This window comes from Streptomyces triculaminicus (assembly GCF_017349075.1).
Classification (GTDB): Bacteria; Actinomycetota; Actinomycetes; order Streptomycetales; family Streptomycetaceae; genus Streptomyces; species Streptomyces triculaminicus.
Map to the genome: position 1 here is coordinate 1,643,872 of NZ_JAFMOF010000002.1, position 21,315 is coordinate 1,665,186.

Sequence of the window (21,315 nt, forward strand, 5' to 3'; positions counted from 1 at the left end):
CTTTGTCGACGAAGGCACACTCCCCGCGCCCACCGTCGTGTCCTTCGAGCGCGACATCAAGCCCATCCTCCGCCGGTTCTGCGAACTCCAATGGGTCAACAAGGGCTTCGCCACCCACTTCGGCTTCGGCGGACCCGAGCACTTCATGGCCCCCGAGACGCTGCGCCGCCTCTCCGCCACCGGCGACACCCACCAGGAACTGCGCCGGCAGATCTACACCGCCCTGCGCGACCGCAACCGCGACCACATCGCCCCCATGACCTGGCCCTGGCTCTACGGCGACGGAATGGCCAGCAAGCCGAAATCCGACCTGCAGTACATGACCCTCTCGAAGCTGCAGGACGGCATGCTGCTGAAGTGGGTGCAGGGCGACTTCGACCCCAGCCCCTGGGCCGGATTCCCCCACTCCCTCGAGGACGCCCCCGTAGGGGACCAGCCCGGGCTCCTGGACCGCGCCGCGCTCGACTTCTGCCTCGCCGACGCCTTCCACCCCGGCTGCGAGGTCACCTGGCCCGTCCGGCACCCCTCGATGTACTCCGAGCCGTTCCGCATCCAGCACCGGCCGGCCGGACAGCCGGAACCGGACTACGGCGCCGCACTCACCCAACAGCGAGTGCTGGCCGCCGACGGACCGCTCCACTCCCAGGCGCCCGGCGGCCTGACCCGGTGGATGGCCGTCCCCTGGCAGACCGACGCCGCCAGCTGCCGCTGGGGATACGAATTCAGCCGGGCGAACCTCGGGCCGCGCTACGACCCCCACCTGCCGACCTTCTGGCCCGCCCGCGTGCCCAATCACGTCCTCAAGGAATCGGACTACCACGTCGTCAACGACTCGAACGCGGTGGAGAGCGACCGGGAGGACGCCTTCGCCCGCCGCGCCTCCTGGCTGCGCGGCCTGAGCGGCAATGACCCGAAGGCGCAGCTGGTCCAGGCGGTGAAGGAGTGGCACAAGTTCGGCATCGTCGAGGTCCGCCCGTACACCGTGGGCGACGGGAAGTACCCCGAGCGCCTGCAGGTCGAGTCCGTTCCCGGCTTCGACCTCACCGGGGTGTCCGACGACCACAACCTGGTGAACATCCACGTCGACGAGGCCGTCAGCCTGGAGCGGGTCTCCCTCGACGCCGTCGTCTCCGAGATCTCCGATGCCACGGGCTACCCGCCGGAGATCATCACCGTCGGGTACATCGACAAGCTCGACCCCTACGGGGAGGGAGCGGCCGGAGAGACGTCGTGAGGGGTTGCGACGATCTGTACGACGTCGTGGTGGCCGGCGGCGGGCCCGCCGGCGCGGCCGCCGCCCTGGCCCTGGCCCGGGAGGGCCGCACGGTCGTACTGGCCGACGCGGCCACCGGCGCCCCCAGCGTCGGCGAAGCCCTGCCGGCCGCCGCCGGGGTGCTCCTGCGCGACCTGGGAGTCGGCGACCGGATCCCCGGGGACGGCCACCTGCCCTGCTACGCCAACCTCTCCGCCTGGGGCTCGCCGGCCCTCGGCTCGGTGGACAGCGTCAACGACCCGCACGGCCCCGGCTGGCACCTCGACCGCCCGCTCTTCGACCGCCGCCTGCGCGCCTGCGCCGAGGCGGCGGGAGCACACGTCGAGACGCGCGTGACCGTCCGCCCCCGGGCACGGCACGCCGACGGCACCTGGACGGTCAGCCTGCGCCGGGCCGACAGCTATCCGGCTGACGGCTACCGGGCCGACGACTGCCGGACCGTACGGTGCCGGTGGCTCGTCGACGCCACGGGCCGCCGCGCCGCCATCGCCACCGCGTACGGCGCGCGGCGGCGTACGTACGACCGGCTCACCGCGCTCCACTGCGTCCTCGGCCGCGACCGGGATGCCTGCGCGGACAACTCGACGCTGGTGGAGGCGGCCCCCGACGGCTGGTGGTACTCCGCCGCGCTGCCCTCGGACCACCTGCTCGTCGCCTGGTTCACCGACGCGGACCTCCCGGCCGCCCGCACCGGCCCGCCTTGGCTCGACCGGCTCGCCGCCACGCGCCACATCGCCGCGCGCGTCGGCGTCGGGGCCGGCCTGCGCCACGGCCGCGCGATGCATGCGATGCACGCGACGCCCGTGGCCCCACGGCGGGCACCCGCCCACACCGCGCACCTCGACCGGGTGCACGGAGACGGCTGGACCGCCGCGGGTGACGCGGCGGCGGCCTTCGACCCGCTCTCCTCCCAGGGCATCCTCACCGCGCTCTACACGGGCATGAGAGCGGGCGAGGCCATCGCCGCACGCCTGGACGGCGACCCCGTGGCCCTCGACCACTACGCGGCGAACATCGCCGGCATCGTCGCCGCCCACCTGCGCAACCGGGACGCGTACTACGCCCTCGAACAGCGCTGGCCACAGCGGCAGTTCTGGAGACGCCGGCACCGAGCCCCATGACCTCAGCGCCGCTCTTCACCGACGCGGAGGCCGGTGGTCACGACTTCGGTTGGAAGGACGGGAAGAGGTGAGGGTATTTGGCGATGTAGCGGAAGAGCTCGCCGAGGACGGCCGCGCCCTGTCCCACGGCGGAACCCACACGCGGGGGGACGCCGTACTGGACGTCTCCGGCCGCGTAGACGCCGGGGACGCTCGTTTCGTTGTTGGCCGCCCGGGCCTTCTGTACCGCGGTCTCGATGTGCTTGACCAGCTTGTCTCCTGTGTGGCCCTTCTGCTCGCCCTCCTTCTGGGCGAGTTCGGCGACCTTCACGAGCGCCTTGGCATGACCGGGGATGTTCATGCCCGTCAGTACGGCACCCGAGACGGCGGACACGGCGATCTTTCCCTTGGCGTCCTTGCCGACCCAGCCGATGTCCGGCTTGCCGCCCAGCATGAGGTACAGCCAACGGGCGTCCAGGTAGCGGACCTCGTCCGTCTGGTTGTGGGTGATCTCCAGGCTCGCCAGTTCGTTGCCGGCGTCGGGCTTGCACCGTGAGACGTTGCTGTTCGTCCAGACGTGGATGTTCTTCTGTACCTCGATGCGCTTGACGAGGTAGTCCGACATCTTCTGCTTGATGCTGTCGCCGCGGATGATGATGGTGACGTCCTTGGCGTACTTGGCGAAGTGGAGCGCGGCCTGGCCGGCGGAGTTGCCGCCGCCCACGATGGCCACGCGGTCGCCCGTCGTCTCCGGCGCGTCGACGGCCAGGGCGCTGTAGTAGACGCCGCGCCCGAGCAGGGGTTTGAGTCCCGGGACGTCCATCCGGGTGGGTTTGAGTCCGCTGGCGAGGACGACCGCCCCGGCCTTGTAGGTGTGCGTCTCCGTTCCGCCGACGGTCACCTCGTGCGGCTTCTTGGAGTCGCCGATGCGCAGCGCGGTGGCCTGATGGGCGGGCTGCCAGGCCACCTTGTACTTGCGGGCCTGCTTCAGCGCCCGGCGGGCGAGTTCGAAGCCGGCGATCCCGTCGGGGAAGCCGAAGTAGTTGGCGATCTCGGTGCTGGGCCCTACCTGGCCGCCCGGCACGTCGTCCTCGATGACCAGCGTCTTGAGGCCCTCGGTCCCCGCGTAGACGGCGGCGGACAGTCCGGCAGGCCCTCCGCCCACGATGATGATGTCGAACCAGGCGTTGTCCTCGGCCGGGTCCACCAGCTTGAGGGCGACCGCCAGGCGGGCGAGGGAGGGGTTCTTCAGTGGTTCCTGCACGCCGGGGACCGTCACGTACACGTTCTCGTCCGTGGCCGGATTCGGCTTCTGCCACTTGATGACGAAGCCGCTGCCGGAGAGGAAGGCCCGGATCTCGAACGCCTTGAGGGAACGGTGAGGCGCCTTGACCGTCACCCTCTCGAGGCCGTCACGCTGGTCCGGTGTCGCGTGCTCCCACCAGTCGGCGATGGCGTCGTCGACGACGCGCGGGGCCAGTTCCGCCAGGGTGTCGGTGGTGAACGGCAGGCGGGCGGGTGCGCTGTCATGGGGCGCGACGGCCTCGCCCTCGCTGTCGGGCACCAGCCAGAGCCGCCCGGGTTCCTCTCCCGCCGCCCCGGCACGCTCCAGCACCGCAGAGGCCCCCGGCTCGTCGCCCACCGCGGCGACGAGGACCACGTCGATTCCCTCCTGGGTGAGGGCGTCCACCATCTGTGCGGTGTCCTCCGCCTGTGCGGTGGGAACAACCGTGAATTGCTCTCCGTACCACTTGGCGAAGAATTCCTGGAGCTTCAGCCTGCGGAGCGGATCGGGATCGGACAGGGCGATGGCATGCCGGACGGTGTGCATCGTGATCCTTTCAGAGGCGGCCTTCGGCGTTTGTCCGGGGGCTTCGGCAGGCAAACGAGATGCGTCACCGCGTCAACCATGTGGCGGTAACCATCGGATAACCGGCCCGGAGGCGGCGGATTTTCCTGGTGGGCCGTGCCCGAATTCGTGGGTAGACAGAGAAATAGCCGGAGGAAAGGACGAGTTCCTGTGAATCCATGCAAACTGCCACGCAGGCATCCACCCAAGCATCCGCGTAAACGGAGACGCATCCTGCCCGTCGCGCTCTCGGCAGCCGGGCTGATCGCGCTCGTGCCGGTGATGGCCGCGTGCGACACGAAGGCCGAGCCGACCGGGCGCGGGGCGTCGAGCAGCGGTACGGACCGGGCGCACGCCGACGTCCTGTTCATCGGCGCCCACCCGGACGACGAGTTCCAGTCCCTGGCCACCTTGGGGCGGTGGAAGGAGAAGGAAGGGCTCAGCAGCGCGGTCGTCACCATCACGCGGGGCGAGGGCGGTGGCAACGCCATCGGTCCCCAGGAGGGCGCCGCCCTCGGCATGATCCGTGAGACGGAGGAGCGCAAGGCCGTCGGAATCCTGGGAGTCCGCGACGTCTACTACCTCGACAAGCCCGACTTCTGGTACACGCTCAACGCGCCCCTGACCGGCAAGGTCTGGAACCGGGCGCCGCAGCGGCCGACGGACACGCTCGAGCGGCTGGTCCGGGTGATCCGGGCGACCACCCCGAAGACCGTGGTCACCATGGACCCGCGGCCCTTCAACCAGCACGGCGCCCACCAGCAGGCCGGGCGCCGGGCGATCGAGGCGTTCGCCATGGCCGGCGACCCCAAGGCGTTCCCCGAACAGATCAAGGATGAGAAGTACAAGCCGTGGAAACCCTCCCGGCTCCTCACCCAGAGCTGGGGCTTCAAGGGCCCCCTGGGTGCCCAGTGCGACGGTAGGCGCATCACTGACAAGAGCACCGAGCTGCCCGTCCTCGGCGTCTGGCCGGGCGGGCGTTCCGTCAGCGGGAAGACGTGGGCCCAGCTGGAACGGGACGCGGCCCGTACGTACAAGACGCAGGGCTTCGGCTCTCTGCCGAAGGACGTCACCACCCCGGCGGAGAAGATGCCCTGCGAATGGTTCACGGTCGTGGCCGAGAACGGAAAGCCCCGGCAGGCCGAGGAACGCGCCCAGTCCGGTCTTCGTCCCCAGTACGCCGAGTTCCGGGACTGGGCGCGGCGGATGAAGATGCCGTGGCTGGCCAACGAGGCCCAGCCCGCCTACCCGGCCCGTCCCTCCGCCACGGTCCCCGAGGTCGCGAAGGCGCCGGTCGTCAACGGCAAGGCGGACCCCGGCGAGTACCCCGCGGGGGCGCTGAAGCTCGCGCACTGGGAGGGCACGCGCTGCTCCTCCGCGAAGGACTGCGCGGCCGACGCCCGGTTTGCTCGCCACGGCGACGACCTGTTCGTCCTGGTGCACGTCACCGACGACAAGAAGGGCGCCGCCCTCGACGCAAAGACCGACTGCAAGCGTCACTGGCGCACCGACTCCGTCGAGGTCGGCCTCGACCCGCAGGGCCGCTCCGACGACACGTCCACCACCTTCAAGGCCGCCGTCCTCCCCTTCACCGCGAACGGAGGAGGAGCGTGCGCCGGGCGCGACGGCGACAACCGACAGGGCCCGGCGGCCAAGACCGCACCGGGCATGGTCGCCGCGTCCACCGTGACCGAGCCGTACGAGGGCTACACCGTCGAGGCGAAGATCCCGCTCGCCGACCTCCCCGCGCCCGTCGACCCCGACCGCCTCACCGCGAACGTCCTCGTCTTCGACTCCGACACCCAGGACAAGGCGGGCCACTCCCGGCTCGCCTGGTCCGCGTACGGCAGCGCCCAGGCCGACCCGTACGTATGGGGTGGCCTGCGCCTGCCCGGATACGTCCCGCCGCCCGGACGTCCGACGCACGCGCCCGACATTCCGCTGGAGGCGGCCCTGAGCAAGGACTCCAAAGCCTCCCGTGACCAGTCCGAGCGCACCGGCGTGCCTCTCGGCTGCGGTCCGCGCCGGCCGCAATGAGGTCGTCGCGGTCTTCCCGACGTATTCAGCTTCCGCACATATTCGGCCGACGGTGCGGTGCCTTCCGGAAACCGTGGCCGTTGTGGCGGCCTTTCGGACGGAGTCGCGGCCCCCGTCGGCCGTGCCGCCGAGTGCCTGTACCGGGCCATGGCCGGCCTGGAGGGGCCCACGGTGTCATGCCGCTGACCGCCCCGCCGGTGGTCAGCGTCCCGGACTCCGTCGCCCTCACGCAGGGGCCGTTCTAGGCTCGAGGCGGCCGCCCCTCGCCGGCTGGTCGACCATGGAGCCCGCCGCCTTGCCGTCGTCAGCGACCATGGTGCCGAGGTTCTGAAGCCCCCGGCCTCCCCGGCATGCCTCAGCTCTCAGCAGCCCGCGCGTCGCGCAGGTGGCGGAGGCCCTCGTCGGTGCTGACGAGGGGGCGGTAGCCGAGGAGGCTACGGGCCGCGGTGATGTCGAACCAGTGGGCGCGCAGCGCTCCGGCCACGACGAGGCGGGTCACCGGGGGTGCTCCCGGTAGGTGCAGTAGCCGCCAGCCCGTGTCGCAGATCGCTCCGGCGGTACGGGCGAGTGGTTCGGGGACGGGCAGCAGGCGGGGCGCGTAGCCCAGGGCGTGGAAGAGGGCGGTCAGCCAGTGGGCGAGGGTACGGGGTTCGTCCTGGGTGATGAAGTAGGGGCGGCCGGCGGCGGGTTGGCCTGGGGTGACGCGGTCGAGGGCGAGGAGGTGGGCGTGGGCGGCGTTGTCGATGTGCACGGTGTCGAGGCGTTTGCGGCCGCCGCCGGGGAGAGGGAAGACGCCGCAGCGGGCCGCGCGCAGCAGCCGGGGGACGAAGTGGGGGTCGCCCGGGCCCCAGATGCAGTGGGGGCGGAGCGAGGCGGTGGCGAGTCCGGGGCCGTTGGCGGTGAGTACCAGGCATTCCGCGGCGATCTTGGAGGCGGGGTAGGGGCCGAGAGGGTCGCGGGCGTAGGGGAGTGATTCGTCGCCGCCGTCGATGTCGTCCTCGCCGAGGACCACGCTGGGGCTGGAGGTGTGGATCAGGGTGCCCACGCCGTGGCGGCGGCAGGCGTCGAGCACGTGCCGGGTGCCGGTGACGTTGACGTCGTGGAAGCGGGCCGGTGCCCCGCCGGGGGCGACGCGGGCGGCGGTGTGGAGGACCGCCTCGTGCCCGGCGACGGCTCGGCGTACCGCGTCGGCGTCCCGTATGTCGCCCAGCCGTTGTTCGACGCCGAGGGCGGCGAGTTCCGGGTCGTGGTGCCGGTGGAACGCGCGCACGGTGTGGCCCGCCGCGAGGAGTCGCCGGCACAGGGCCTGGCCGAGGAAGCCGCTGCCGCCGGTGACCAGGATCCTCATGGCAGGTCCCGGTGGGGTGCGGCCGGGCGTGGTGGGGGAGGGGCGGTGTCGAGGAAGTGGCGGATGGCGGGGACGAGTTCGGCGCGGGCGTCTTCCAGGACGTAGTGGCCGGCGTCGGGGTAGCGCAGGACGTGGGCGTGGGGGAAGCGTCGCTGCCATTCGTGGGCCAGCGGCGGCCGTAGCACCGGATCGCGCATGCCCCAGCCGACCAGCAGGGGATGGTGGCGCAGGGCACGCGTGAGGTGCTGCATCAGGGTCATCATCGACCAGCCCGGCACCTTGCGGGTGAGGGGGACGTCGCGGAGGAACCGGGTCTGGGCGATCCGGTGCCGGCGTCGGCGGTGAGGGGCGGCGAAGGCGCGGCGCACCTCGGTGGGCAGGGGCGTCGTGGTGCCCAGGCGGGCGGCTCCCCGTACCCAGCCGGTGGTGTAGTGCGCGGCCACCGTGCTCGGCAGGGGGCGTTGCAGCAGGCGGAACCAGCGCGGCGGCAGGCCGTCGGCGGGGAAGGGGAAGGCGAGCGTGTTGAGGGCGACGAGCCGGTCGACCCGGTCCGGGTGGAGGCAGGCCCAGGTCAGCGCGATGGGGCCGCCCCAGTCGTGGCCGATCACCGTCCACCCGTGCTCCGGTGCGCCCCGTTCGGCGATCAGGTGGTCCACGAGGTCGTCCAGGGCGGCCACTTGGGATCCGACGAGGAGGGACGCGGGAAGTGGGGCGTGGTCCTGGGTGAGCCCCATGCCGAGCAGGTCGGGGGCGACGCAGCGGTAGGCGTCGTGGATCCCCGTCACCAGGTGGCGCCAGATGTAGCTCCAGGCGGGGTTGCCGTGGACCATGAGTACGGGCGGGCCGGTGCCCTCGTCCACGTAGTGCATGCGGGCGTCGGGGTGGTCGAACCACTGTGAGGCGAAGGGGAACCGGGGCCAGGCGGTGGTGCGGGCGGTCGGGGCGGGCATGCGGTCGGCCTTTCCTCGGGGTTTGAGGCGACGCGTGCGGTGTGCTCCCACCGCTATGTCTCGTCCGCCGTCGACGCCTTCATGTGCGGGCGCGGACCGATACGGGCGACAACGGTGCTGATTCACGCCTGTGGGTGATGCCGGGTGCCGTGGGCGGCAGCATGCTGGGGTGGCGGGCCGTGGGCCCGTGGGCGAGGGGAGGTGCCCCGAGGTGGCGTCACTGGTGACGGACGTGCTGGGGGAGTTCACACGCACTCCCGAGCAGGTGTGTCTCCGGTATCCGGCGCCTGGAGGGGAGTTCGGGGCCCTCACCCGTGCCGACGCGGTGGCGCTGAGTATGTCGACCGCCGCCGCGCTCGACCGGGCCGGCGTCCGGCCGGGTCACCGGGTGGCGGTCCTGACCCGTGACCCCGTCGAACTCGCCGTGAATGTGGTCACGTTGATCGGCATGGGGGCGATCCCGGTCCTCGTCGACGGATCCCTTCCGCTGCCGGTGATGCGGCGGTGCCTGGCCGCGGCCGCACCGGACGCGGTGCTGGGCGAGCCGCTCGCGGATCTCGCCGGGAGGATCATCGGCTGGGGCGGGCGCGGGGTGCGGCGGCGCCTCGCCGTCGGCGCGCCCGTACTCTGGCCCGGCCCGTCCCTGGACAGGCTGCGCCGGCAGGTGACGCCCCGGCAGGGGCTGACCGATCCGCCCGACGACGCGACGGCGCTCGTCGTCTTCACCTCCGGTGCGACGGGACCGCCCAAGGGCGTCGTCCACCGGCACGCCGCTCTTCGTGCGGTGGCCCGGGCGTTCAGCGAGGGACTGCCGCCGGCGAGGGAGCTCTCGGTGGCGGCCTTCGCGCCGGCCGGATTCCTCGGGCCGCTCCTGGGCACCACGATGGTCGTCCCCCGCCTCGACCTCAGGCGGCCCGCCCACGTTCGTGCCCATGCGCTCGTCGAGGCCGTGCTGCATACGGGCGCCGTCACGCTGTGGGGATCGCCCGCGCTGGTGGACCGTCTGGCCCGGCACTGCCACCGCACCGGCACGGCGCTGCCCACGCTGCGGCACATCCTCTCCTTCGGCGCCACCCTGCCCTACGCGGTGCTCGACCGGGTGCGCGACTGCCTGCCCGACGTGACCGTGCACAGCGTCTACGGCGCCACCGAGGCCCTGCCGGTCAGCGCCATCGACCACCATGAACTGCTCGCACTGCGCCCCGCCACCGCCGCCGGCCACGGGGTGTGCTTGGGTCGCCCCCTGCCCGGCGTCGATGTCCGCGTCCTCCCGCCGGACCGCCCGGCCGGGACGGGGGCGCCCGGGCTGCCCTGCGGTACGGTCGGCGAACTCGCCGTCAGCGGCGCGTACGTGAGCCCCGCCTACCTCGACCCGGCAGCCACCGGGGCGGCCGCCCCGGCGAAGGAGCGGGGCGCGCACGGCGAGGTCGTCCACCGGACCGGGGACGCCGGCCACCTCGACGGCCAGGGCCGCATCTGGTTCCACGGCCGCCTGGCGCACCGGGTGCAGGCTGTGGGCAGGGAGTTGCTCACCGAGCGCGTCGAGCCGGTGCTCGAGGGGGTGCCGGGGGTGCGCAGGGCCGCGCTGGTCGGTGTCGCCACGGCCGGGGAGCGGCGCCCCGTCGTGGTCGTGGAGCAGGAGCGGTCCGGCCCCGGCCGCGCGGAGGTACGGCGTGGGGTGCGCGAGGCGCTCGCCGGCGGGGCCGGAGGCGTACCGGCGGACGTACCCGTGCTCTTCCACCACTCGCTGCCGGTCGACCACCGGCACGGGGCCAAGATCGACCGTGACCGGCTCGCCCGCTGGGCCGCCCCTCGGCTCCGCCGGCCGTGACGGAGTGAAGGCCTGTCCTCGCCATGGACGCCGCCGCTATCGATCCGCACCGGCGCCTGGACGAACTCGGCGTCGACTCCCTCATGGGCGCCCAGCTCTTCCTCCGCGTCCGCGACCGGTTCGACATCCACCTCTCACCGCTCGACCTCTCCACGGACGCCACCCCGGCCCGCCTCGCGCGCCTCATCCACGAGCGGATGGCCCAGCCGGCCGTACCACCCGGCTGACGGCAGGCCCGTGCCAAGGCGCGGGGCGGGCCGCGGTATCCGTGCGGCTTGGCCGGATGTGAGGTGGTCTCGCCTTTGAAAGGCAGGTAATCATATGGCGACCTAGGGCAAGTCCGCCTGCGTGATGGGGGAATGCTTTGTTGAACATGAGATTACGTCGTGCTGTCACGGCCGTCTTCATGACCCTGGCGATCGGAGGCGTGTCGACGCCCGCGATGGCCGTGTCCATACCGGTCGAGAGCGCTCCGGAGGGTATTCACCAGGGGGACGCTGTACCGGGAATCGCGCCGCAGGGCATCGACGACACCGCGGTGTACCTTGACGAAGACGGAAAGGTTCTCCCCACCGGGAACCCGGCGAACGTGGATTCCGAGACGACAGTGGCGGCGGCCTGCACACCTGAGAGCGGGAGAGACAATCCGCACCGGTCCGCCACCGGAGTGGCGGTGTCCGGCCACGGATGGTGGGGCAAGGGAACCTGCACCAAGGATCGCGCCAAGGTATATAACTGCCTCTACGAGTGGTACACGGACAACACCTGGCGCAGGAAAGCGTGCTCGGGAACCGAAACGCTCAAGCCCGGCACAGGTGGGAGCAGCTACCGCACGGCAGCGCGCCACGACTGCACCAACACCAACGCGGCATCGTGGCGCAACCACGTGGACGTCGACGTGATCGATGAGAGCGACACGGGCGAGCGGCCGTACCGCCAAGCCGAGGTCGCCTGCCAGGTGTTCTGAGAACGAGCAGGTGGAGAACGGCGCGGCTGCGATGCACAGCAAAGAGAGAGGACTTGGTGTGCCGGAGCAGAGCGCCACAGGTCAGCCCGGCGTGGTGCCTGTGGTCCGACGGACCGCAGGCACCATGTTGGCCGCCCTGCACGGTGAACTCACCGCGCACGCTTGGGGCGATCCCGGCTTCGAGCATGACGCCTACTCGCTCTTCCACCAGCGGTCGCTCGCCATGGGATGGCTCGACGACAGGTCGGCCGGAGGCGGCTCCGAGGACCGTCTGCGGCGGGCCGCCGGCTTGTGGGCCATGAACGACGCCGGATGGAACGCCCCCTCCAACGCTTTTGGGGCCGACCTGGTCTCGTGGTTCCAGGTCGAGGCCAGCGCGGTCGCCGATGACCGGCCGCTACCCGTACGGTCGTTCCTGCAGTGCGCCGAGAGCGCGACCCTGCAGATCGGCACACTGCGCCTGACAGCCGTACAACTCCTCCTGCCGGTTCAGGGGCTCGACGCCGCGGCCCGCCCGGCGTACGCGCCCCTCCCGTCGATGCTGACGGCCGATTGGTTCGCCGAGCGCGACCCCCGGTCGAGGACACCGGTCGAGGTCAACATCAACAGCGGCCGGGACACCTCGGTCCCCGACGTCGCGGAACGGCTCGCAGACTGCCTCCGCCACCTGGACCAACCGGTTTTCGCCTACAGCTCGCATGACCTCGTCGGCCAGGACGGCGTCCTCGCACCACCGTTCGACGACGGTTTCTGGAACGGTCCACCCCTGCACGGCATGGTGCTGCGCGGGGAACTCACCGAGTGGTCGTGCGACGCGGTCGGCTGGCTGGCCGAGGCCCTCGCCGACGCTGCCGCCTCGCTCGGCGTCCGCACACCGCTGCTCTTCACCGTCACCCGAACCCGGTCGGCCGGCTGACCCTGCCACCGGCGAGCGCGGCGGCGTGGTTCTGCGCACACCTGGAGATCACGTGCCGGCGGGGATGGTGGCACGGAACTTGTGCTCCAGGTCGGCGCCTCGGATCACGCCGTGGGCGTGGTAGGTCAGGCCCCACGCGTCGATGGTCGAGCCGTCGGCGAAGAGGCACATGCTCCGCAGGTGGTCACGGTCGATCGGGTCGCCGGACTTGATCCAGCCACCGGTGTCGCTCTTCCGGTTGCCGAACTGCGTCGTTCCGCCGATAGCGGCGCAGTAGGCGGCCGACGGGTTCCCCTGCGGGTGCTCCGGCAGCGGCGGCTTGCGGACGTAGGCGAGCGCGGCGAGGGTCGGCAGGTCGGCATCGAGGGTGTCGGTCGCGACGACGATGTGCGACGTGTCCTTGGCGCTGAACTCGCACAGCTCCCGCTGGCCGCCGAGCGGGGTGAGCTTGGGGCCGGAGTCGTAGAGCGGCCGGTAGGTCGCCGGGTCGCCGCCCTGGGACTTGCACCAGGCCGCCGGGGTCTTCGGGTGGGGCTTCGCGGGCTGGGCAGTGGCCTGGGTCGCCGCGGCGGCGACGGCGGCGATGACGAGGGTGACGGCAAAGACGCGTGCTCGCATTGTGCCTCCCGAGAAGTGTGGGGCACACAGTCTCGGGCTGATTGCGTGTACCGGTCAACGATGCGAGTACGTCCCGCTTCACCCTGTACCCCCGGGACGGGGTCACAGACGTACGACGACGAGCCCGAGGCTCAGGCCGCTCCCCATCCCTACCAGCGCGACGAGGTCTCCGGGAAGGACCTGTTCCCGCTGCCGTGCGCGGGCCAACTGAGGAATGTTCGCGCGGCCAGCGCGAGCCCCCGCCGACGGTGGCCAGGGGCCAGGCGGCCGACTCCGCCCGGAACACGGCCCGTAGCACCCCGGCGTCCTCCGGGCCGTCCGGCCCGGCCGTCAGGACGAGGGTCGCCCCCGCGTCGGAGACCGTGTAACCGCCGAGCGACCGCATCAGGACCTCGGGGCTGGACACCGACCAGCCCCCCAGCCCCGCCAGCCGCGCCCGGCCCCCGGTCACGCCGCGGCCGTCCGGTCCGCGCCGGCGCTCTCTGCCACATCACCGGAAGAGGCCATGCACGAGAGAATCGCCCCCCGAAGGGGGCGCGAACACGAGGCGCGGGACAGCCTTCCCACCCCGTGCGCCGCTGCGGAGCGGCACGCGCCTACCCACAAGGGTGAAGCGATGTTTACCCAGATCCGAGCTCCTGCTGTGAGGCGTCAGCCTCTGAGCCAGAGCTCCCAGACGTACTGGTCTGCGGGAAGCGCGAGAGCCACCGCTGCGAGGTCGGCTGCGATGAGGACGGCGAAGGCCGCAGCCGTCACCCAGGCCGCAGTCCGGGGCGGGCCCCGGTGCCCGCTCGCTACGCGCGTACCGCGCCGTGCGGCCATCCGGATCCGAGCGAGCGTTCCCGCGCCGGCTCCCAGCAGGGCCGCGGGGATGACCGTCAACAGCCCGCGCAGGGCGATGGTCCGCAGGTCTCCCGCGAGGACTTCCGGGTCGAACGGGACGGAACAGTGGCGGACGGGCGCGCCGAAGAGACGCGTACAGCCGACCGCCGCGAAGGCGAGCGGGCGGCCGAGATCCGCCGCCAGCGCGGTCACCGACACAGCGGCCAGGACGAGCGCGGGCCGGTGCCTTCGGGCGACGGCGGCGATCACCGCTGCGACAGCGCCCTGGGCGAGACATGCGAGGGCGATGTAGGTGTGCCAGTAGACGGTCGGGAAACCGGCGTCCTGTCGCGTTCCGGGATGGTGCAGGACAGCGGGCGGCAGCGCGGCCCGGGCGAGGAACGGCAGCGCGACGCCCACGGCGATCACCGAGACCCCTCCGGCCAGGCCGGCGAGCAGAGCCGTCCCGACCCGTGGCCGGACGCCCGCGCCCGCGCCGCGCGCCTTGTCCCGCAGCAGGAGCAGGGCGAGCGGTGTCAGCCACAGGAGCATCAGGCCCACCAGGGTGGACGGGAGCTGTCCCAGCACGGTGAGTGGCTGCCACGTGAAGCCCGTCCACTCGCTGGGCGCCCTGTACCAGCCGATCGAGGAGCCGAGGTCCGGGGCGTCCCCGAGGACGGGCTGGAATCCGTTGGTCCGGACGATGCGCCGGGTGGAGTACCAGACGGCGAACCATGGGGCGAAGGAGACGACGGACGTGGCCACCACCGCGTACAGGGCTCTTCGGCTGCGCGCCCGGGGGAGCAGAGCGCGCGCCGCGGAGACGAGCCAGATGGTGACGCACGCCGCCCCGGCGAGGAGGACCGGTCCGGTCCTCAACAGCCATGCGAAGCCCTGTTCCTCGAGCGCGGTGGCAGGCAGCTCGGTTCCGTCCGTGATCAGGGGGAGGCTGGCTCCGGCGAGGTACCCCCCGACGAGCCCGGCAGGCAGCGCCGGCCATACGAGCTTGGAAGGCCGGGGCGCCAGATCGGACACCGCCACGGCGCGCCACACCGCTGCGGCGAGCACACCCACGAGTCCGGCGCCGATGGCGCAGCCGACCGTCAGATCGCCCGCTCGGGTGTTGAGTTTGCCCCAGAGCAGGCGGAACAGGGTGTCCACCAGGCCGTCGGCACTGGCGGCGAACACGCCCGCCACGACTCCGGCCCCCGCCATCTCCCACACCGTCGGACGGGTAAGGAGGGCGGGTTCGCGCAGGACGCGCTGCCGCGCCTCGGGCGTCGGCCAGTACCCGAGCCGGCGCGTGAGCCGGGCCAAGGCGGCGCGTGCCGGGCCCCGGCCCGCGGTGGCGGGGCCCAGCAACCCCCGGAGGATCGCCATCGCCCCCTCGCGCCCGCCGTGCGCTGCGGCCACCGCGTCGGCGTGCAGTTCACGAGCCCGTAGAACCGAGTTGCGCACGAGGAGGACGAGCACGCCGAGGGTGGCCATCAGCCCCAGGGCATGCGGCACGTCCACGAGGTACTGCACAACGCCCGGAGGGATCACGGGCGGCCCGCCGGACAAGGCCGTGCGCAGGGTCAGCACTCCGAAGGGCACCATCGCCACGAGCAGGAACGCCCACCAGATTCCGAAGGCCAGATACGTCTTGTCGACGTCGCGATTGCGCAGGTGCGCCAGCTCGTGCACGATCACGGCCCGGAACTTGTCGCGATCGGTGTGGAAATTACTCACCAGCGGGGCGTCGATGATGACGCATCGTCGCCAGGGCAGGCCGAACGCGAGCCCGTTGGACGAACGCGCCGAGACGTCCAGCAGCCATACGGGCGCGGGGTCGACACCCACCGCGCGGCACTGCTGGTCGAGGTACTCCGCGATCTCCCTCTCGTCGGGATTCTCCTCCGACGGGAACCGCGGAAGAAGCCGCGAGCGCAGGCTCGGCAGCGCCGGGAATCTCCCGCATCTGTCGCGGGTGATCCACCAGGGGTGCAGGAGATACCAGAGCGCCGCCACACCGCACAGCAACAGAAACCCCATGCCGACCCACTGCGCCTGGTCGAAGAAGGCCGGCTGCTGACAGATCGACAGCAGGCGCCGCGACTCCTCGAACCCCTGGACGCTCTGGTCCGGGAGTCCGATCCGGGGATCCCCGAAGCACTGGCTGAACGTACCGAAGAAGAAATCCGCGTTCTGCGGGACGAGGAAGTACGCCTCAAGGAATACGAACAGCCCGCCCACACCCACGGCCGCGATGAGGAGGGCGAATCGGCTGGTCGTGCCGCCGGGAAGAGCGGGTTCGGGAAGAGTGGGTGAGGCCGGCTGTCCTTCAGGCCGCCCGGCGGATGCATTCCTGGACGCGGTCATGGCCGTGCCGCGCTGCTAGCCGGCCGACCGTGGAGTCCGGCACCGACCTATGATCGCGTCGGCTATCAGACGGGAGATCTCCGGGGCGGCCCCACAGTCGTGGAGGGTTGCCTCGACTACGTGCCTGAGGCGTTCGATGTCTTCCTGCCGCAATTCGACGCCGACCGCCCCGGAGGACGTGCTCTCGGCGGAGTCATCCGGCGCGGAGGTGCCCGGGGAACGCTGCCCGGCACGGAAGATCCGCCGCAGTGCCGCACGGACTCCGTCCTCCGGGAGGTGATTGAGAGTGATTTCGGCCAGGCATTCGACCGCTTTGGCCGTGGCGGCCAGGACGATGGGCGTCAGGATGAGCTCGACCACCCCGGAACCGAACCCGAGCGGCGCCTTCCGCGACCCCCTCCCGGATAACGCCCGCTGAGGATCGGCGAAGTATGCCTGACTGACCGACGAGAACACCGGCACTTCCTCCCGGGCTATCTCCTCGATCACATCCCTGGCGATTTCCGTGATCACCGCTCGGTGAGGTGTGTTCTCGAGAGCCCGTTTACGTGCCACCGTTCCTCCCCCGTCCGTGACCGCCCATGGCGTCACGTCATTATCGAGGCCAACGCCGCTGGCCGAAATGGACCGGCCCGGATTTCTTGGGGCGCGGCGCCGGCGCCGACACCGCCGCCGACCGGAGGCCGCATTGCGGCTGCCCGCCGCCTGCGGAAGATTGATCTCATGGCGGTTCAGGAGACGGCGGTACTGATCGTCGGTGGCGGGCCTGTCGGGCTCACCGCCCGGGCATTGCTGGAAGGCTGGGGCGTACGCGCTCTGCTGGTCGAGAAACGCGGCGAGCTGTCACCCTTCCCACGGTCCCGGCTGGTCAACGTGCGCTCGATGGAGATCTACCGTCGGCTCGGGCTCGCTGACAGGATCACGGCCCGTGCGTTCCCGCCCGAGTACGGCCGCATTCGCTTCCGCGACACCCTGCTCGACCAGGACTTCGCCACAGCGGCGATGGTCGGGATCAACGCGCCGGTACCCGAGAGTCCCGTGACCGGCGTGGTCACCTCACAGGACCGGCTGGAACCCACCCTGCTCGCCGCAGCGGAGGCACCCATGCGGTTCGGGGTCGAGCTCATCGACCTGACCGAGGAAGCCGACGGCGTCGCGGCCGTACTCGTCGACCACCGAAGCGGTGAGGAGACGCGCGTCCGTGCCCGTTACGTCCTCGCCGCCGACGGTGCGAACTCCACCGTCCACCAGATGTTGGGAATCGACACCACCGGCCCCCAGGCGATGGGAGGCTTCACCACCGTCGTGTTCGACGCCCACCTCAACCACTGGAGCGCCGACCAGCCCGCCGGCGTCTACTTCACCGCGCACGGCATGTTCGCCCCGCTCTACCCCGAAGGAGGCTGGGCCTGGTTCGTCCCCACCCCTGAGGACGTCGCGGGCGCCGACTGGTCCGGCCTCGTCTCACACGCCCTCGGATCCGGCGACGAGGTGCAAGCCCGCGTCCTGCGGGTTCAGCACTGGGTGATGAACGCGTTCGTCGCCGAGCGCTTCCGTCACGGCCGGATCCTGCTGACCGGCGATGCCGCGCACGCGGTCCCCATCGTCGGCGGCCTGGGCATGAACGCCGGCATCGCCGACGTGCACAACCTGTGCTGGAAACTGGCGGGCGTTCTCCGCGGCTGGGCCGACCCGAGCCTGTTGGAGACCTACGGGACGGAGCGGCAACCCGTCGCCCACCAGACCCTCCGCCAAGCGGTGGCCAACACCAGACTCCTGCTCGACGTGCAAAGCCGGCGCCGCGAGCAGCGCCAGGCCGGCGAAGCGGCGCCGGCCCACGTCGAGCTCCCCTGGACGGACCGGTACTTCGCCCAACTCGGTCTCGTACTCGGCGTCACCTACCACTCCGACGCCGTCCTCACCGACGACAGCACCCCACCCGATCCCTCCGGCATGGGCACGGACTACGTCCCCACCGCCGAACCAGGCCATCGCATGCCACACCTGTGGCTCACCCGCGACCGCTCCACGCTCGACGCCTTCGGCGAATGGTTCACCCTGCTCACCCCGGCCCCCGCCTGCTGGGAGCAGCACGTCGACGGATCTTGGCCAGTGCGCATCGAGGCTCTTCCCGACGAGCACGCCGACCTCTGCGGCCTCGGCCCGTACGGAGCGCTGCTCATCCGGCCCGACGGCCACATCGGCGCCCGCTGGCGCGACCGCCCGCCGAGCGACGCCACACTCCACCGGGCCCTCGCCGCGATCACCCGCTCGGCAACCCCCTGACGGTCACGTCGTCCGTGCCGCGCCTTCCTCTGAGCCCGGTCGCGCCGCGGCGTTCCTTTCCCGGGCATTCGCCTGCCATGCGCGTCCCGTCGCCCGGAACAGCGCCGGGTACACCCCCACGTACCGGAAGGGCTTGACGGCTGCCATGTACAGGGCGCCGAACAGCCCGTTCGGCTTCACCAGGACGGCCATCTGGCCGCGGTAGCCACCGGTCCCGTCCTCCACCCAGCCGATGTGCATCACCGCGTGCACCGTCCGGTCGGCCATCTCGGCCGCCCACTCGTCGTGCAGTTGGTAGAGGGAGGTGAACGGAACCGAGCGGGGGTCGGTCCCCCTGGGGCCCTCGCGGAGGTGATGGAGCTGACCAGGAGGTGGCTGCCGAGGTAGCGCCTGCCACAGGCTACGAGAGCCGGAAGAAATTTTCGGCGGCGATGTCGAGAACCCGTGCCCGGCTCCGTCCCCGGGGTGAACGCGACCACAATGGGTCGCACCAGCACCGAGGAGAAGCACGATGGCCAAGTACTTGCTGCTCAAGCACTACCGCGGCGCTCCGGCCGCGGTGAACGACGTGCCGATGGACCAGTGGACGCCGGAGGAGATCTCGGCGCACGTGCAGTACATGAACGACTTCGCGGCCCGGCTCGAGGGGACCGGCGAGTTCGTCGACGCTCAGGCGCTCGCCCCCGAGGGGAGGTGGGTCCGGTACGACGGCGAAGGCCGCCCGCCGGTCACCGACGGCCCGTTCGCCGAGACCAAGGACCTCATCGCCGGCTGGATGGTGATCGACGTCGACAGCTACGAACGCGCCGTCGAGCTGGCCGGCGAACTGTCGGCCGCCCCGGGGGCGGGCGGGAAGCCGATCCACGAGTGGCTCGAGGTGCGCCCGTTCCTGACCGCGCCGCCCACCATCACGGAGTGACCTCTCAGGTGTCTCAGATGGACGAGGCCCTGCTCCGCAGCCTCACGCCGAGCGTGCTCGGGATCCTCGTCCGCCGCGGAGCCGACTTCGCGGCGGCCGAGGACGCCGTACAGGACGCGCTGGTCGAGGCGGTCCGCGTCTGGCCGGCCGACCCGCCGCGGGATCCGAAGGGCTGGCTGGTCACCGTGGCCTGGCGCCGGTTCCTCGACGCCACCCGGGCGGACGCCGCCCGCCGCCGGCGCGAGGACCTCGTCGACGAGGAACCGGCGCCCGGGCCCGCGCCCGCGGTGGACGACACGCTCCAGCTCTACTTCCTGTGCGCCCACCCGTCGCTGACGCCCTCGTCCGCGGTCGCCCTCACGCTGCGCGCCGTCGGCGGGCTCACCACCCGCCAGATCGCCCAGGCCTACCTGGTGCCCGAGGCGACCATGGCGCAACGCATCAGCCGTGCCAAGCGCACCGTCTCCGGCGTGCGGTTCGACCAGCCCGGCGACGTCGCCACCGTGCTGCGCGTCCTCTACCTGGTCTTCAACGAGGGCTACTCCGGCGACGTCGACCTCGCCGCCGAGGCCATCCGGCTCACCCGGCAGCTCGCGGCCGCCATCGACCACCCCGAGGTGGCGGGACTGCTCGCCCTCATGCTGCTCCACCACGCCCGGCGCGCCACCCGGACCGCCCCCGACGGCAGCCTGGTGCCGCTCGCCGAGCAGGACCGCGGCCGGTGGGACACCGCGTCGATCGCCGAGGGCGTCGAGATCCTGCAGGCGGCCCTCGCCCGCGACCGGCTGGGCGAGTTCCAGGCCCAGGCCGCCATCGCGGCACTCCACGCGGACGCGCCCACCGCCGAGGAGACCGACTGGGTGCAGATCGTCGAGTGGTACGACGAGCTCGTACGCCTGACCGACAGCCCGGTCGTCCGGCTCAACCGCGCGGTGGCCGTCGGAGAGGCCGACGGACCGCGCGCCGGGCTGGCGGCGCTCGCGGCGCTGGACGACTCACTGCCCCGCCACGCCGCGGTGGCGGCGTACCTCCACGAGCGCGACGGCGACCTGGCGACGGCGGCACGGCTGTACGCCGAGGCGGCCCGGAAGGCGCCCAACCTCGCCGAACGCGACCACCTGACGCGCCAGGCCGCCCGGCTCAACGCCCGCCGGTGCCGCTGACAGGACGCTTTCCGTTCCCGCTCGGAGGGCGCGGGTCGTCGCCGGACCGGTTGTGATCAGGCGGGTGGCCTCGACCCCGTCCATGCCGTGACCGTCCCCGGCAGGGCAAACGCATCAGAGAGTGAGAACGATCTTTCCTTTCATGCGGTTGGTCTCGCTCAGTTCGTGCGCCTTGGCCGCGTCTTCCAGCGGCAGGACGTGATCGACGGCGACGCGGAGGCTGCCACGTTCCACCAGGTCGGTGACGCTCTCCAGATCGATGCCGGACGAGGTGAATCCGAACTCGACGAACCGCACGCCACGCGCCTTGGCCTGCTCCCGGACAGTGGCCCGGTCGGGACCGGTGCCCCGTACGTCGATGAGGATTCCGCCCGATGTGAGCGTGTCCAGCGACCGGGGCCCGTAGTCGCCGCTGATGGTACCTCATGGAAACCAAGCCGAGTGAGACCTTTGACGAGTGGGCCGCCACCTATCGCCGCGATTGCCCCTCGCGCACCGTTGTCGAGGCGTTGGCCAACAAGTGGGTGCTGTACGTCCTGGGGGCCCTCCGTCGGCATGACCGCCCGATGCGCTTCAGTGAACTGCGGCGACTCCTGGACGGGGTCACACAGAAGATGCTGACCCAGACCCTGCGCGCGTTGGAACGGGATGGCCTCGTGCACCGCACGGTCTACCCCACCGTTCCGCCGCGCGTGGAGTACGGACTGACCGACCTCGGGGTCGAGGCCGGTCGGCTGACCAGCGCCATTGGCGCATGGTCCGTGGAGCACGCCCGGCAAATCCTGGCAGCCCGCCAGAACTTCGACAATCAGGCCGCCACGGCACCAGAACCCATTCGATAGATGCTCAGTGAGGTCGAGCAGGCGGCGGCAGGG

General features: G+C 71.6%; 19 protein-coding genes. 11 read left to right on the plus strand and 8 right to left on the minus strand.

What is annotated here, in order from left to right; translation table 11 throughout:
- The first annotated feature begins 346 nt into the window (after positions 1–346).
- A complete protein-coding gene (locus tag J1792_RS35825) occupies positions 347–1,234 on the plus strand; it encodes a LodA/GoxA family CTQ-dependent oxidase (RefSeq protein WP_372446129.1) in 888 nt (295 codons plus the stop codon).
- The gene (locus J1792_RS17595) at positions 1,231–2,394 is read left to right on the plus strand and encodes an NAD(P)/FAD-dependent oxidoreductase (protein WP_086574315.1); all 1,164 of its coding nucleotides are present in this window, start codon (positions 1,231–1,233) and stop codon (positions 2,392–2,394) included. Before J1792_RS35825 ends, J1792_RS17595 begins: the two co-directional genes overlap by 4 nt.
- A gap of 37 nt (positions 2,395–2,431) precedes the next feature.
- Here J1792_RS17595 and J1792_RS17600 read toward each other — a convergent pair whose 3' ends face one another.
- Positions 2,432–4,204 carry an NAD(P)/FAD-dependent oxidoreductase gene (locus tag J1792_RS17600; RefSeq protein WP_086574317.1) on the minus strand — a complete coding sequence of 591 codons (1,773 nt, stop codon included), beginning with the start codon at positions 4,202–4,204 and terminating at the stop codon, positions 2,432–2,434.
- Positions 4,205–4,393: 189 nt separating this feature from the next.
- Between J1792_RS17600 and J1792_RS17605 the strand changes: the two genes are divergently transcribed.
- Complete coding sequence (locus J1792_RS17605; protein WP_307843018.1) at positions 4,394–6,259, plus strand: sugar-binding protein; 1,866 nt, start codon at positions 4,394–4,396, stop codon at positions 6,257–6,259.
- A 355-nt stretch (positions 6,260–6,614) separates the two neighbouring features.
- Here J1792_RS17605 and J1792_RS17610 read toward each other — a convergent pair whose 3' ends face one another.
- Positions 6,615–7,607 carry an NAD-dependent epimerase/dehydratase family protein gene (locus tag J1792_RS17610; RefSeq protein ID WP_207247657.1) on the minus strand — a complete coding sequence of 331 codons (993 nt, stop codon included), beginning with the start codon at positions 7,605–7,607 and terminating at the stop codon, positions 6,615–6,617.
- On the minus strand, positions 7,604–8,557 hold the full coding sequence (locus J1792_RS17615; protein ID WP_086574320.1) for an alpha/beta fold hydrolase: 954 nt from the start codon (positions 8,555–8,557) through the stop codon (positions 7,604–7,606). Before J1792_RS17615 ends, J1792_RS17610 begins: the two co-directional genes overlap by 4 nt.
- Positions 8,558–8,768: 211 nt before the next feature.
- Here J1792_RS17615 and J1792_RS17620 point away from each other — a divergent pair, with 211 nt between their 5' ends.
- From J1792_RS17620 to J1792_RS17635, 4 genes are all read left to right on the plus strand, one after another.
- Complete coding sequence (locus J1792_RS17620; protein WP_207247659.1) at positions 8,769–10,388, plus strand: AMP-binding protein; 1,620 nt, start codon at positions 8,769–8,771, stop codon at positions 10,386–10,388.
- A gap of 23 nt (positions 10,389–10,411) precedes the next feature.
- Positions 10,412–10,615 (plus strand): acyl carrier protein, encoded by a 204-nt coding sequence (locus tag J1792_RS17625; RefSeq protein ID WP_086574324.1) that lies wholly within the window; start codon positions 10,412–10,414, stop codon positions 10,613–10,615.
- A gap of 179 nt (positions 10,616–10,794) precedes the next feature.
- A complete protein-coding gene (locus J1792_RS34205; protein WP_242645958.1) occupies positions 10,795–11,355 on the plus strand; it encodes a hypothetical protein in 561 nt (186 codons plus the stop codon).
- Between the two features lie 124 nt (positions 11,356–11,479).
- Entirely contained in the window at positions 11,480–12,271 is a 792-nt protein-coding gene (locus J1792_RS17635) for a hypothetical protein (RefSeq protein ID WP_207247660.1), read from the plus strand.
- A gap of 48 nt (positions 12,272–12,319) precedes the next feature.
- Here J1792_RS17635 and J1792_RS17640 read toward each other — a convergent pair whose 3' ends face one another.
- The 3 genes from J1792_RS17640 to J1792_RS17650 all read right to left on the minus strand — a co-directional run bounded on the left by J1792_RS17640 (position 12,320) and on the right by J1792_RS17650 (position 16,585).
- Positions 12,320–12,889 (minus strand): hypothetical protein, encoded by a 570-nt coding sequence (locus J1792_RS17640; protein WP_086574325.1) that lies wholly within the window; start codon positions 12,887–12,889, stop codon positions 12,320–12,322.
- 651 nt (positions 12,890–13,540) lie between these two features.
- The gene (locus J1792_RS17645; protein WP_207247662.1) at positions 13,541–15,952 is read right to left on the minus strand and encodes a M56 family metallopeptidase; all 2,412 of its coding nucleotides are present in this window, start codon (positions 15,950–15,952) and stop codon (positions 13,541–13,543) included.
- 135 nt (positions 15,953–16,087) lie between these two features.
- Entirely contained in the window at positions 16,088–16,585 is a 498-nt protein-coding gene (locus tag J1792_RS17650) for a hypothetical protein (protein ID WP_207247663.1), read from the minus strand.
- Between the two features lie 210 nt (positions 16,586–16,795).
- Here J1792_RS17650 and J1792_RS17655 point away from each other — a divergent pair, with 210 nt between their 5' ends.
- On the plus strand, positions 16,796–18,358 hold the full coding sequence (locus J1792_RS17655; RefSeq protein ID WP_207247665.1) for an FAD-dependent monooxygenase: 1,563 nt from the start codon (positions 16,796–16,798) through the stop codon (positions 18,356–18,358).
- A gap of 3 nt (positions 18,359–18,361) precedes the next feature.
- On the opposite strand, the gene J1792_RS17660 is transcribed toward J1792_RS17655, so the two are convergent.
- Positions 18,362–18,868 (minus strand): DUF2867 domain-containing protein, encoded by a 507-nt coding sequence (locus J1792_RS17660; RefSeq protein ID WP_372446130.1) that lies wholly within the window; start codon positions 18,866–18,868, stop codon positions 18,362–18,364.
- A gap of 1 nt (position 18,869) precedes the next feature.
- Here J1792_RS17660 and J1792_RS17665 point away from each other — a divergent pair, with 1 nt between their 5' ends.
- On the plus strand, positions 18,870–19,277 hold the full coding sequence (locus J1792_RS17665) for a YciI family protein (RefSeq protein WP_086574333.1): 408 nt from the start codon (positions 18,870–18,872) through the stop codon (positions 19,275–19,277).
- Positions 19,278–19,294: 17 nt separating this feature from the next.
- Positions 19,295–20,440, plus strand: coding sequence for an RNA polymerase sigma factor (locus J1792_RS17670; protein ID WP_207247666.1), 1,146 nt, complete (start codon positions 19,295–19,297; stop codon positions 20,438–20,440).
- A 114-nt stretch (positions 20,441–20,554) separates the two neighbouring features.
- On the opposite strand, the gene J1792_RS17675 is transcribed toward J1792_RS17670, so the two are convergent.
- Positions 20,555–20,857: a zinc-binding dehydrogenase gene (locus J1792_RS17675; protein WP_086574337.1), complete on the minus strand. Its 303-nt coding sequence runs from the start codon at positions 20,855–20,857 to the stop codon at positions 20,555–20,557.
- Between the two features lie 8 nt (positions 20,858–20,865).
- Here J1792_RS17675 and J1792_RS17680 point away from each other — a divergent pair, with 8 nt between their 5' ends.
- The gene (locus tag J1792_RS17680) at positions 20,866–21,282 is read left to right on the plus strand and encodes a winged helix-turn-helix transcriptional regulator (RefSeq protein WP_207247667.1); all 417 of its coding nucleotides are present in this window, start codon (positions 20,866–20,868) and stop codon (positions 21,280–21,282) included.
- Positions 21,283–21,315 lie beyond the last annotated feature (33 nt).